The 13743-nt window shown below is 46.7% G+C and carries 10 protein-coding genes; 4 read left to right on the plus strand and 6 right to left on the minus strand.

All coding sequences use genetic code 11. From position 1 onward, the window contains the following. Nucleotides 1-8: 8 nt before the first annotated feature. Complete coding sequence (locus V6669_RS26225; protein WP_338588591.1) at nucleotides 9-1118, plus strand: hypothetical protein; 1110 nt, start codon at nucleotides 9-11, stop codon at nucleotides 1116-1118. A 75-nt stretch (nucleotides 1119-1193) separates the two neighbouring features. Here the strand turns inward: V6669_RS26225 and V6669_RS26230 are convergent, their stop codons facing one another. The 3 genes from V6669_RS26230 to V6669_RS26240 all read right to left on the minus strand — a co-directional run bounded on the left by V6669_RS26230 (nucleotide 1194) and on the right by V6669_RS26240 (nucleotide 6233). After that, the gene (locus V6669_RS26230) at nucleotides 1194-3152 is read right to left on the minus strand and encodes a hypothetical protein (RefSeq protein ID WP_338588592.1); all 1959 of its coding nucleotides are present in this window, start codon (nucleotides 3150-3152) and stop codon (nucleotides 1194-1196) included. Between the two features lie 222 nt (nucleotides 3153-3374). Then, entirely contained in the window at nucleotides 3375-4427 is a 1053-nt protein-coding gene (locus tag V6669_RS26235; RefSeq protein ID WP_338588593.1) for a hypothetical protein, read from the minus strand. A gap of 90 nt (nucleotides 4428-4517) precedes the next feature. Beyond that, nucleotides 4518-6233: a DUF6138 family protein gene (locus V6669_RS26240; protein ID WP_338588594.1), complete on the minus strand. Its 1716-nt coding sequence runs from the start codon at nucleotides 6231-6233 to the stop codon at nucleotides 4518-4520. A gap of 341 nt (nucleotides 6234-6574) precedes the next feature. Between V6669_RS26240 and V6669_RS26245 the strand changes: the two genes are divergently transcribed. Further along, entirely contained in the window at nucleotides 6575-6817 is a 243-nt protein-coding gene (locus tag V6669_RS26245; protein ID WP_017692170.1) for a hypothetical protein, read from the plus strand. Nucleotides 6818-6940: 123 nt separating this feature from the next. On the opposite strand, the gene V6669_RS26250 is transcribed toward V6669_RS26245, so the two are convergent. The 3 genes from V6669_RS26250 to V6669_RS26260 form a co-directional block, all read right to left on the minus strand. Continuing rightward, nucleotides 6941-8593 (minus strand): extracellular solute-binding protein, encoded by a 1653-nt coding sequence (locus V6669_RS26250; protein ID WP_338588595.1) that lies wholly within the window; start codon nucleotides 8591-8593, stop codon nucleotides 6941-6943. 142 nt (nucleotides 8594-8735) lie between these two features. Further along, nucleotides 8736-10328: a response regulator gene (locus V6669_RS26255; RefSeq protein WP_338588596.1), complete on the minus strand. Its 1593-nt coding sequence runs from the start codon at nucleotides 10326-10328 to the stop codon at nucleotides 8736-8738. Beyond that, nucleotides 10303-12063 (minus strand): histidine kinase, encoded by a 1761-nt coding sequence (locus tag V6669_RS26260; protein WP_338588597.1) that lies wholly within the window; start codon nucleotides 12061-12063, stop codon nucleotides 10303-10305. The genes V6669_RS26255 and V6669_RS26260 overlap by 26 nt, the downstream gene beginning before the upstream one ends. A 162-nt stretch (nucleotides 12064-12225) precedes the next feature. Here V6669_RS26260 and V6669_RS26265 point away from each other — a divergent pair, with 162 nt between their 5' ends. Continuing rightward, entirely contained in the window at nucleotides 12226-12504 is a 279-nt protein-coding gene (locus tag V6669_RS26265; RefSeq protein WP_074096519.1) for a hypothetical protein, read from the plus strand. Nucleotides 12505-12809: 305 nt separating this feature from the next. Next, the gene (locus V6669_RS26270; protein ID WP_036668173.1) at nucleotides 12810-13730 is read left to right on the plus strand and encodes an ABC transporter permease subunit; all 921 of its coding nucleotides are present in this window, start codon (nucleotides 12810-12812) and stop codon (nucleotides 13728-13730) included. Nucleotides 13731-13743: the final 13 nt, after the last annotated feature.

Here is a 13743-nt window from a genome sequence, read left to right on the forward strand (position 1 = left end):
AGAGATATATGATGAAAAAAAACATGAAGAAATCCGTAGCAACGATGATGGTACTGGGCATGACTTTAACAGGAGCAACGGGCGTATTCGCCGGAACGCAGCTGGAGAAAATCTCTGCATACCTTAATCATGGAATCAGCTTTAATGTTGATGGGGCGGCTTACTCACCAACGGATAGCAATGGCAACAAACTTGCTCCAATTACCTATAACAACTCCACTTATCTGCCTGTACGTGCGCTGGCCGATGCGTTGCATGTACCCGTATCCTATGACGGCAAAAAAGGGCAGGTTATTATCGGCCAAGCTACGAGCAATCCATCAGCTCTGACAAATGTAACGTATAGTGCAGCACAAAAAGAGGCCATTCAAAAGGCTTTTGCACAATTCGATGGGTTTGAGACCGCTTATGCACCTCAGCAGATGATCGCAGGTGACACGTTCAAAAGTGTAGGTGCGGGTGGCGACGGCGTAAGCTTTATTTTTAGCCATATGAAAGTGGATGTATCTCCAAGAGATTATTCGGACGGCTATACGAGCAAAGACGTGAAACTATCCAATGGGGTTACCGCCAAATGGTACACACCCGATCAAACGGGCATGCTCACATTCCAACTGGATGATCGTTACGTTACCCTTAGCTCGCCGGATCATAAGCTGAGTCAAGCTCAGCTGCAACAAGTCGCTGTATCTGTTCAGAAGGCAACTGGCAACAACGATCAAGGGATCACTGCATTTGCAGATGTGAACTATAGCAAGCAACAATTGGATAACATTCGCAAAGCATTTGCGAAGTTAGACGGGTTCACAACAGCCTATGCCCCACAACATATGGTTGCTGGAGATACGTTCAAAAGCGTAGGTGCAGGCGGTGATGGTGTAAACTTTGTTTTCAATCGTATGAATGTCACGGTATCCCCTAAAGACTACTCGTTCAGCTATGATGGCAAAACGGTAAAACTGCCTAATGGCGTATCAGCCAAATGGTACACACCAGACCAAACGGATATGCTCACGTTCAAGCTGGATGATCGTTATGTAACACTCAGCTCGCCAAATAACCAATTGACTCACACTCAACTCGAGCAAATGGCGGTATCCGTACAAAAAGTGAAATAAACAAAAATAAACACACATCATTTTGGTCCCGCTCTATGAGTTGGGGCTGATTTGATGTGTGTTTTTTTTGAATCTTTAGAATTTATTTTTATCAAATGGTTCTGGAAGCTTTAAGGAGTACACCATCGTTGATTTTCCTTCTTTCACGGGAAAAATCATATTAAGCACACCATCTTGTAACATGTTTTCTGGAATCTTGGCTGTGCTAAATCCCCACTTCCTCTCAGGTATGTCCGTTAAAGATACTTTCCCGATCACCGAAGTGTAGTCTGGATTGGTGAACAGCAACTCTGTAATTGAATCTTTAGAGGAAGAAATGGTCAATGTTCGATCAAAATTCAGCACTACACCATCAATTCGGTCTGGCACAGCTGATTCCATCGGCCTAGTATTTACCGGATCTAATTGGTAACTGTCCCCTACCCGATCCATCCATCGTGCACTTGCCTGAAAAGGGAGAATTTTGGGCTCCATGGCTAGATCAGTTCCCTTTTCTTCATCGCTCATGCTTAATTGTTTGTTGTAACCAGTTGCTTTTGTTTCCGACACTTTGAGCCCCAAGTCCTTACTCCACTGACCTAAAGGAATAAAGGTCTGATTGTATAGCGTCAACAATTGTTTTGAAGGTTGATTCACACTGGAAGAACGCTGTCCACGAGTAAAGGTGATCCGATCCTTGCCGAGATTATATTGAATATGAAATGCTTTAGTGAATTCTTCTAAAGGAACATAATGCTGCCCTTCCATATAGAAGGTGGGCTGCCCTTTATACTCCAATACACCCTGATCAGACTTAATAGCTACAGGTTCCATCGGGAAAAAGACATTAGAGAACTGAAAAGAATTCCAGTATTTTTTCCAGTCACTGTACGTACCATAATTCAATTTAAGATGTTTATTTTCTGAAATAACATATAAGGATGGCGGGTAAGAGCCTGGATTGGAAAAATACTGTTCAATAATATACTCATCCTCAGTAATCCACTGGATACTTTCGGTACGAGCACGATAAGGAGAATCATAGGAACGAATCCGCTTAAGGGTCTTCAAATCATAGACTTGTACCTTGGACGACTCCATCTTACTATCCAAGCCATTCTCCGTGACCAAAACCAATGTTTTTCTTTCGGGAGAGATAAATGAATGCACATAGCCCACTCGCTCTTTAATCAGTGTGGTTTTTTTACCATTCTTGGTTACAACCACGGTCCAGTCTGATTTCCGATCCCTCGTGTTACCTTGAGAAACATTTAAATGAACATCTGCACTTACCTGAAAAGCTTTAGTAGACAACCCTGTCTTCTGGTCAGGCTTCATCCACAAGTCGCTTACTTTAGCCTTTTTCCCCTTTATACCGCCATATTCAAGATAGTGGCAATCTAAAGTATCTGTGCAATATACCCCAAAGTTACGGGTTTGTGGAATCGGTGATACCACATATTTGGTATCTGTCAAATCCCTTTCTAGCAAAATATTTCCGCGAGTGTATATTTTTTTTCCTGTGACCATGGAATAGTAGTTGGATTTATGTACGTTTTTCTCGTAAATCGTATAATACATTCCGATTTGAGGTTCCAAGTAGATACGGTTTTCGTCCTCATGGACTTTGCGAAGAGTGTTCGAGCTATAGTCATACTCATACAAAACGTAATAATACTCCTTATCATCCGTGGCATAATAAGTTATGTATCCTTTTAATCCTGCTGGTGTGTCACTAACGATAGGATCATACTGATGGGAAGTTGTCGTCAGACCGGTATGTATCCTAGGAAGGATTGCTGGATCAGTAAAATGGTACTCATTTTCTTTGATTTCCCCAGTATCAAAACTTGTTCGAAGCGTAGTCACGGCCACCTCCGTGCCTCTGACTGCAAAACGAATGTTGTGTTGCACCCGATCTTTGGATGAAATGGATCGCTCTGCGTTCTGTGCGGTTTGAACTATTGAAGTGGACGCTGAGACTGTGAATTCCGACATGCTAAGTATAAAAATTGAAACTAAAATAACGATGAGCCATTTGGATACTCTGGACATACTTAACTCCTTCTCTGTGTAATGGATTTGATTGAGACTCGTTAAGTATAGAACTTTTGATCTAAATATTCATTACTTTTTCTTCCACCTTCTGGTCATAATGGAACACTCCAAAGGACAGAGACGGATGTATTCATTTATCTGTCAACTGCCCTTTAGAATCCACTAAATCTCTTTCTACGTATGGGATGCTACCGCTCACTAGCTGCTTTGATTAATCCATCAAACCTTTAGATCAGCCAAACGAACAACCCTGCGATAGACCATCGCATCCATCAGATCCTCCCAGTCGAGTTCACTGGCATTAATGTCTCGATAATATACCGCAGCAGCAGGCAAGAAACCAACCAGCGGCCCTGTACCACCGCAAATCAGACTTCCGCCGTCTCCGCCTTTGGGCATCACATCCCCAGCCGAATCCAGTGTAAGCTCATACTTGTAGGGATCACCGGCAAATTGCACTCCGAAGAAATTCGGCAGTTCTAGATCATAAGGACGATCATCCTTTTCTTCAACCCGTGAAGAGGCCGTCTCTGCCGATCCATCCACAATCTCATCCACGCCTTCCAGACTTCCAAAATGTTTCAATCTCATCGTATAGTCGAAGCTGTCACCCCAGGGAAATAACGTGCGACAACCGCCGCCATAGATATACTCCCATTCGTCTTCGGTCAGCAAACCAAAACCCGCTGCAGCTTCCTCCCTCACAACGTCTTCCAACTCTATTCCTTCGTTGAACCACAGGATTCGGACTTCATCCTCACTTTGGCGAATCAGACGGAATTGTTGATGCAATTCATATTCACGTATTTCCGATTGCTTAAACTGCTCCAGTGCTGACGGGAAATCAGGATCTTCCTGTGCAAATGCTTCCTCCTCGGACACTTCAATCCAGCCAAGCGAGATCAGTTCGCATTCCACGAGCATCGGCGCAATGTTGACCGTTCTTACAGGTGACATTTGACTCGCCAGAAACGAATCTACGTCCTCAACACCATACTCACTGACCGTTTCATGCAGGTCGGCTGATGTCTCTTCGTTCATACCATGCTGCCAACGATCCCAGCCGAGTGTTACTTGATCTCCAGGCACAAACACAAATCTCAGCCCATCCTCCCTAAATACACCTGTTTCCATCCGCTGACCGAATCGTTCAAATGTCTCGAGACCCTCATATACCATACCGTCTGGTAACTGACGAACGAGCTTACGCATCCAAGCCTCTTTGTCCTGAGCATTCAACCCCTGCCACATGTCTCGTCTCAATGCCTCCATGACTCTCCCCACCTTTCCTTATACACTTTCACTTCTCTAAAATGCTCTACTGACTCGCACATCACAAGCTTATTTGTCTTGTGTACATCTTCATTTCCCTGCGGCTTGCAACAGTTCCAGCAATAATTCCTTCCGTCTTCCCTCCGCTTTGCGAGCGAGCGCTGTGAGCTTCTCCACCTTGCCAAAGATCGGATAGAGTACACGTTCCGCTTCATAATGCTCAAGTTCTTGAATCTGCCTAACCAACTGTTCGAGTATTTCATCATTCTCCAGCACGGACTGAATCTTCAGCTTCAGACTATCGGTCGAACGACGCAAACCGGCGACTAACGCAGGTAGGGATTGAGCCGTTACACCCTGTTGTTCTACAAATGCCGCAATAAACTTGTCCTGAATTAACTGATGCTCATCATCCACTTCACCCATGTAATATTCAACCAGCGGGAAATACCGCTCATCCACGAGCCCCAGTCCAAAGGTTGCATAACTGCCTGGCATACAGCTTTTCTCTCCCTCGGTATCCTCGTAGAACTCAAACTCCTGGATAGCCTCACGCGCATACTCTTCCAGGAGTGGATGCAACTCCGGGTATTCCAGTGCATTCGCAAAGAATCGGTGGGTATCCGACTTCGCGAGTCCCTTGATCGGCAAATACTGCTTTACGGCAGATTTCAGCTTGATCTTATAACCTTTTGGAAATCCCTGTTTCAATAAATGAATGATAAAGGTAAGTGCCTGTTGATAGGCACCCGCCTCCTCCTTACGAATGTGAATGGTCATCAGAGCAAATACATCATTTGCTTTGCATTCTACTTCTTCCGTTTTCACATGAATATCGTCCTTCGCATACGTACCGCTACCTTCTGTCATCATACGTGCCGCACGTTTGCTACCGAGTTGTTTCGCAAGTTCCAAGAAAGTCACACCTTTGGGTTTGCTATAACTCGGCTCAAAACGTAGAATCATGACCGCCGCATATAACAGCAGATCTATTGGTTGAGTCCCAGATGTTTGCGCCTTCCCATGCTTGTCCAAATGTTGGCCTGCCTGTGTTTCAATGTTGGATTGAAGCGTTGCTCCGGGCTTAATCGAATATTCATTGGTACGATAAGCCGAAGACTGTACATCATAATACTGTGGCAAAAACTGATTCTCCGCCCATGCCGTCACCGCACGAGTAATCTCACCCCGATGTTCCGCAAGTGCCTCCGGACGACCCTGATTCAACTCTAGAATCCGGTCATACTGCCTGATGGTCCATGTTACATCCAACTCCGAGAACAGCTTTGGATCGAGCAGATGACTCGTCAAAAAGAAGGATTCCAATGGCTTTGTTGGATATGTACTGTTCTCCAGATTCTTGTCTACATAGGTATGAATACGCTCAAGGAGCAGCTTTCTTTTCTCTTCGTTTATCCATTCCAATAAATTCAGTTGCAGCTTGCCTTCGGTTGTTGGGAATTTCCCACGCAAGGTGAAGCGGTAGTCAATCAACGGAGTATCTGCCAGCTTGTCCAATCTAGCTTGGACAACCTCTACAAGCTTAGGCCCGATCTCATTCCGTACCTGCTCCTCGGTAAAGGCTACTGCCTGCTTTGATTTCACATCATCATCCAAACCCAGATCCAGGCTGTCTACCGTGGTCCGTCCAGGTTTGTAATCCAGCACAATATCATTAACAATACCCATTTGCAGCGTGGTTCGCTTCACAACACTTTCCAAGTCATCCCGCTTTTCCTGTTCATCAAACCATTCATGAATCGTCGTTATCATCTCTTCCATCGCCTGATCATAAAGTGTACTCATCTAATCTCCTGCCTTCCCATGCATCTTATGATGTTCATCAACCACACTTGAACCTCTATGAATCCCGGATCAATCCGGGGCATCTATGTTATAAATACGTATTGATGTTCGTATACTACCTATTATTTTACTCTCTCCAGCACACCCGGAACAATAAGGCAGCAGGGGGAGAAAAGGTGGTGAAAGATGCCCATAAGTGGTATTTAAGACATGCCCTAGTCAAAGAGATCTACGGATACGGATTCCTTTTTTTCATATCTATGTACACTCTCGGCTTGCCCTCGCTATCATCATCCCTACGTTGTATAATTATTGTATTCCTTTTCAGGAGGTTCGAATAAATGAGCTACAGCAAATACTTCCCCTTGGAAAACTATTTGAATCAGGTTTCAATCACCCTTACATATGCAGAGCTTGAGGAAATTCTCGGATTTACGTTACCCCCTACAGCGTATAATCGCGAACAATGGTGGGTGAATAATTCCATGAATCATACACAAGCATTATCCTGGTTAAATGCCGGATGGAAGGTGGATAATGTGGTTTTAGGGAAAAACGTTACTTTTGTCCGCTGTGAGTCATAGCCGATCTGTCCGATATAGATTGGTAGCTATAACTCCTAAGACTCTATTTTTCCATAAATGTTATTCGAGACAAAAAAAGCAGGGTAGACTGATGAATTCATCCGTTCTACCCTGCTTTGATTGTTAATTGACTGTCTTATACCACTCGTTCACTTCGGCGGTAATATCATCCCCGCCCATGGATTTCCACTTCGTCACAAACGCATCAAATTCCTCAATGCCCACCTGACCATAGATGATCTTGCTGAACGTATCCTTCTCCAGCTTGTCGATCGCGTCCTTTTTCATTTTCATCGTCTCGGTTGGTGCCCCGGTGAACTTGTTCTTGATCGCGTTATCTTTATTCGCAACGACCACCTCAGCGGCTACAAACACTTCCGGTTTGTTGGCAATCTTCGTATTTTTCTCAAAAGGAGTCTCCGGTTCCTTGCCCTTCGCAAGTTCCGCCAGCGTATCCATCATGAGATTCGGAATTCGAGCACCATCATACGTAATTGTATATTTGAGTGGTGATACGCCGTCCTTCACTTCGGCTTCACCAACAACTTTGCCATCCACGATGTCATAGTCATATCCTTGTGCAAAGCCATGTTCGAACTCGCTGCCCACTTCCGGGTTGGCAAAGTTGTCGAACAGATAATTTTGATACGTGAAGAAAATCTCCGGGTTCGCCATGTCCTTGTTAATCAGCACCACCCCGTTGCTTGCCCCTGAACCATGTTGGTGGCTCTCGCCTGATGGTCCTGTAGGTAAGGCAATGGCCTTATACGTGGCACCGTCCACATTTTTCTTCACATCATCAATCGGCCAGTTTGGCATCCAGTGTGGCCCCACAATAATGCCTGCTTTACCTGCGGTGAACAATTCTGCTGCCTTGATCTCGTCATAGACACCCGCTTCTTTGGGCAAATAACCTTTGGACAACCAATCTTTCATCGTTGCAAGACCTTCCTTCACGCCTGGCTGAATGGAGCCATATTGCAGTGTTCCGTCTCCGGCATCATTCCACTGTCCAGGCATCGTGTTGTACATGCCGAAGATCCAGCCGGATTCCGTCATCCACGTATTAAGCGCATTTTTCATGCCCACGGTCAGACCATACGTATCTTTCTTACCGTTTCCATCGGGGTCCTGATTCGTAAAAGCATCCATGACCGTAACCAGCTCATCCATGGTTTTTGGTTCTTCCAGTCCCAGCTTCTTCAGCCAGTCTTCCCGGATAAACATGACCGAATCGCCGTTGTAGGCATAATCGAAGATTGGAATGCCATAACGCTCGCCCTCATACATGTACGGATACCATTCCTCCGGCGCCGATTCAGATGCCTGTTTCCATGTGTCCGAAGCATACTTGTCAAACAGCTCGCCTGCATTCGCAAACTTGCCGGACTCAATTAATTCCCGTACCAGATTGTAGTCTCCCCGAATGGATACGATATCCGGCAGTTCTTCGTTAGCGGACAGGGACAAGCGCAATTTCGTGTAAAATGCATCATTGGTCACCGATACAGCCCATGGTGTGGTCAGATCGATGCCAAGTCGTTCCTTGGCCCATTTGGTATGCACATTGTTCTGTGCCGTTTCCCCATTCTTGAATTTCGTATCATCATTCCAGGCCCGCAAATAACTCATCTGTACCGCCGGTTCATATTTCCCGTCTTGCAGAGCAAGTGGTGCAGCGGCTTCCTTGGCCGGTTCTTCCTTGGCCCCCGAACTGCATGCCGTTACAGCAACCATCGTTATTGCGAGTAATGCCGTCATCATTTTTCTATACATGAACTAACCCCTCCTCAGGTAACTTGGATACCCTTATATGCCAAATGCACCTCTGCATGTGGCATTATGCACCTTACATGAAAAGGATAGTGCAGCCGGGGAGGCAAACATATATCACAATTTCAATGTTCATATTGATTTGTTAACCGTTCCGAAAATCCTGCGGGGTCAGTCCATAATGTTTGCGGAACACCTGAATGAAATAAGGCGTGTTGTTGTATCCCACTTCCTGACCAACTTCATAGATCTTCATTGCCGTATGCTTCAGTAAATGAACCGCACGTTCCATTCTGGAACGGATAATATAATCACTAATGCCCTCACCTGTGGATTGTTTGTACATTTTCGACAGATATACCGGGTGCAGATGCACCTCTCCGGCAATGACCTGCAACGATAGATCCTCACCCAGATGATGGTCAATCCATTGCTGCACCTGCCGAATCAGCGTTGATCCGGCATCCTGTCCCGCATCGCTCGTGCTCTCTTCCCACTGCTGCATCACACTTCTGGTCCACGTTTCCAGACTACGCAGCGAGATGCCATAACCATCCTTGAGCAGCTGCTGGTACTGCTCGCCAAGCACTTCGGCTAACTGTCTTCCTTCCCGATGAGCCATATAGGAGAATGCTGCCGCCAAATAATGAAAAGCCACATACACATGCTCCGGGAACACACTGTTCGACAGTTCGGCAAAGATCTGATCAATCTTACGGTGTGCATCCTCCATGCGCCCGGCTTCCAGCAACGCCGTTAGACCCGGCGGTTCATACAGTGCTGCAAGTGACTTCAACGTGGTCCCATTGGTTCCCGCAGCCGCATTCAGATGTAATCCTTTGCCCGCCTCGGCCTGCTTGCGAAGTGCACTCACAGCTTGATGATATAGCTGCGGCACCTGATCTGGGAAACGCCCCATACGACTAACGGACAAGGAAATGGTCGCGTTCAGGTACTGCCTCACACTGTGGATCAAACGCTCTCCAAGCCGACCCATTAGCATTTCAGGTTCAGCCTGAGTTTGTTTGGGACTGGCCATGAAGACTAGGTCATCGTAAGCATCATCCGTATGACAGAGATGATAGGTACTGCCGTAGATCTCCTCCACTACATTCGAGATGGCGTACTTCATCAATCGAAACGCTTTATGTGTCGGTTGATGGTCATCATACCGGATGAGCAGCAGTTGCATTTTATCCTGCGGACGGAACCCGATCTCCAGTTGCTCCAGCTTGCCTTCGAGTTCAGCATCCGCAAATTTATGTCCTAACAGTACATCCTTCATCAGCTCTGCCCGCTTCTCGGGCAGATGTTCCCTTACCGAATACATCGCCCGCTGATGCAGCATTTGTTTCTCACCCTCCAGGCGAATCTGCACGGCAGCCTGCTGCACGGATTCGATCAATTCCTCATCCCGGACCGGTTTGAGCAGATAACTGACCGTCCCATGTTTAAGCGCCTGCTTCGCATAATCGAAGGAAGCATGCCCCGACAAAATAATACATTTCGTCTGCTCCCACTTTTGCCGGATATGACTGACCAGATCCAGACCGGACAGACCCGGCATGCGAATATCCGTGATAATAATATGGACCTGTTGTGTTGCCATATGTTCCAAGGCTTCTTTGACAGAATAGGCTTTGAACACCTGACCAATCCCGTGTTCTCTCCATGGTATGGAGACAGCGATCGACTCTACTGCGGAATGTTCATCATCCACAACCATCAGATTCATCATGCGTTTGTTCCTCCTCAAACCATCGAATTTCTACACTAAGTCCCCCATAGGGAATCGCTCCAAAATGAAGACCAGACGACAGCCCATATCGCGTAACGAGACGCTGGTGCACATTCCACGTCCCTGTTCCAATCTCCTCACCCATCGGCTCATTGATCTCCCGTTCCAATTCCGCAATCTCTTCCGTTGTCAGTGTGACACCGTCATTGTCTACAAACAGGCTGTATCTTGTATATTTTCGTCCCTCAATATGTTCGGGTACCGCCATTCCCGTTACGACGACATGCCCACTGCCTTCCATCGGCTCGATGCCGTGGATCACCGCATTCTCAACGATCGGCTGAATGAGAAGCCGTGGAATGTGGAGCTGCATCAGTTGCTGCGGTACGGCGATCTCATAGGTCAGTCGGTTGGTCCGCATCTGTTGAATGGACAGATAATGGTCCAGCAGCCGAATCTCTTCTTCCACTGTGGTCATGTCATTCTCGCCCCGCGTAATGTAGCGATAGTAGTCTCCCAGACTTAGCGACATGGCAATAACCGCTTCACGGTTGCCAAGCTGGGTCATATTTTTGATATAAAACAGGCAGTTGTACAGAAAATGCGGATTGATCTGTGATTGCAGATGTTTCAGTGTGGCTTCCCGTGAGCGGATACGTTCCTCGTATACCTTCTCAATTAGTTCCTGAATCTGCTCTGCCATATGGTTAAAGCTCTGGGTCAGGTACGCGAATTCATCACGGGAGTGATCAACTGGAATCCGAGTGGACAACTGCCCTTTGCGAATCTGTTGCAGCCCTCTCATCAAACGATGGATCGGCACCTGGACTTTTCGATACAAAAGTAGTGCAGCCCCGATACTCAGCACGAGCAGTAACAGAATGGAGGTAATGAACATATTCCGGCTCTTGTCCATTGGGGTTAGTAAATCATCCAATACCACCGGGTTCACGTATACCGCTTGCAGTTGTTTCGAGTGTACGTAACTGACCAGATACTGTTTGTCACCTACCTCCAGCTGATGATTACCTTCCCGCTCCGGTCCGTCAAAGGGGATATCTCGCATAATCGCTTCGACCAGTTCGGGGTCCGCCGTACGGTTCAGCAACGGATCTTTACCTGGTACGAGCAAGAAAGGATCTCCTCCCTGCGTTTCTTTGAAATCATCCAACATGGCAACCACGTTCATCGGGTCAAAATTAATCTCCATCACCGTTCGCACGCCTGTGTTCACCGGTTTTTCATTCCACTCATAGTTATCCGTGAAAAAGTAGGTGAAACTCCCCTGCTCCAGCTGCCATTGGCCCGGTTGCGGAAACGTCAACATCTTCTCATCGTAGACCGTCCGGCTGGACATGGTGGACAACACAAGTTCCGCTTGTGGCAGCACAATGGTAATATCATTCTTCCAGCGGCTGGTGGACTGGTACAATGATAATTTGTCGAGGATATCCAGATAGATACTGTTTTTCTCATATTGGCTGGTGGAGTCCGTCATGTAACGATAGTGCAGGATACTGGGATCTCGCAGCAATGTCAGGCCATACAGCGAAAGCTGCTCGATATTTTTATCCACCTGGGAACTGAAATAATTGAACTGGTTCAGACTCGACTGTTGTTTCTCTTCAACGACCATGTCCACATTTGCCTGGTTCGCGTATGTATACAGCAGCAGAATGGGTACCAGCAGGCAGATTAAGAGAATGACCGTCTTCGCAAATACTGTGAATTTCATCGTTTCACCCTGTCCCTGAATTTTGAAGTCTTTCTATACCGAAGTCCTATTTTATATTGAAAGCCCTTACAATTCTATATGATTTTTTGTTCTCCCGCTTTCCTGTGACTGGAAATCCTCTTATACTGGGAATGAATCAACATTTCGTGAGGGGGCTCTGTGATGCAACTGACAGAACAAGGCATTTTGCACATTGAAGAAGACGATATCTCCAGCTTGTATTGTTACCGGGATCAGGATGGCATGGGTTTTGAAGCTTCCTTCCTGTTTGAATTGCAGCTTCAGGGCTTAACGTTGACACAAGGCAGCGTTCGGGCAATTCAGTTTGGTTTTGAGGAAGAGGAAGCCCCCCTCTATGAAGAACGGGAACGTCTGGTGGCCGAGGTACAGTCAGCGGTTCGTACCGTTGATGCGCAGTATGATGGCTCCATTGTGAAATGATATAGGTGCGTTCAGCATGAAGGGCATATCGGAAGCAAATAACATATGGCCGGAGCACAACCTGAAGACAGGGCATTGGACTTTACAGTCGGATGCTCCTTTTTGTCGTTTCCATCAACAAGTTAATATTTCAACATCCGCATTGAAATGTTGTTCTATAGTCCGCCCTTTTCCATTGCTATAATTCAGTTGCTCCACTCTGTGCAGAGGCTTGCTCGCCTCATGTTGCCCGGGTTGGACGAGATAAAGGAGGGACCCTGATGGCTATCGAACAACCGTTAACAACCAATACGCCGGTGCGAAAAATGACGCCTCATCCACGCAAACGTACCCGCTGGAATTTCAAACGCACATGGCCGCTGCATCTGATGCTGCTGCCTGCTGTACTGCTCACTTTGCTGTTCGCCTATGTGCCCATGGGCGGCATTATTATTGCTTTTCAAGACTTCAAACCGTGGCTGGGATTCACTGGCTCCAAATGGGTGGGCTGGGACAACTTCCGGTTCATGTTCGAATATCCCGACAGCGTTCAGGTCATCTGGAACACGGTACTGATCGCTTCGATGAAAATTGTAGCCGGACTTGTGGCCCCCGTGGTGTTCGCCATTTTGCTAAACGAGGTTCGGAACTCTACGTTCAAACGTTTCTCACAGACCTTGGTATATCTGCCCCATTTCCTGTCCTGGGTTGTCCTGGGCGGCATTCTGCTCGATATGTTATCACCGGAAGGTGGGCTGGTAAACCAGGTGTTAGCGGCGGCTGGCGTTGAACCGATCTTCTTTCTGGGAGATGGAGACTGGTTCCGTGTAACGGTAGTTGTCAGTGATGTGTGGAAGGAGTTTGGATTCGGGACGATTGTATTTCTGGCAGCACTTGCGGGTATTAATCCCGCATTGTATGAGGCTTCCGAGGTGGATGGGGCAACACGACTTAGACAGACATTACATATTACCCTGCCTGCACTCGTGCCGATGATTATCGTGGTAGGTACGTTATCGCTGGGCAATATCCTGAATGCAGGCTTTGACCAGATCTTCAACCTGTACAATCCGCTGGTATATGAGAAAGGTGATATTATCGATACCTTTGTCTACCGAATGGGAATTCTGAATGGCAAAATGAGCTTTGCGACCGCCGTTGGGTTATTCAAATCATTTGTCGCGATGTTCCTGGTCATCTCTGCGTACCGGATGGCATACAAAATCGCCAATTACCGTATTTTTTAAGGGGCATTTTGCA

Source organism: Paenibacillus sp. Y5S-9 (genome assembly GCF_036894235.1).
Taxonomy (GTDB): domain Bacteria; phylum Bacillota; class Bacilli; order Paenibacillales; family Paenibacillaceae; genus Paenibacillus.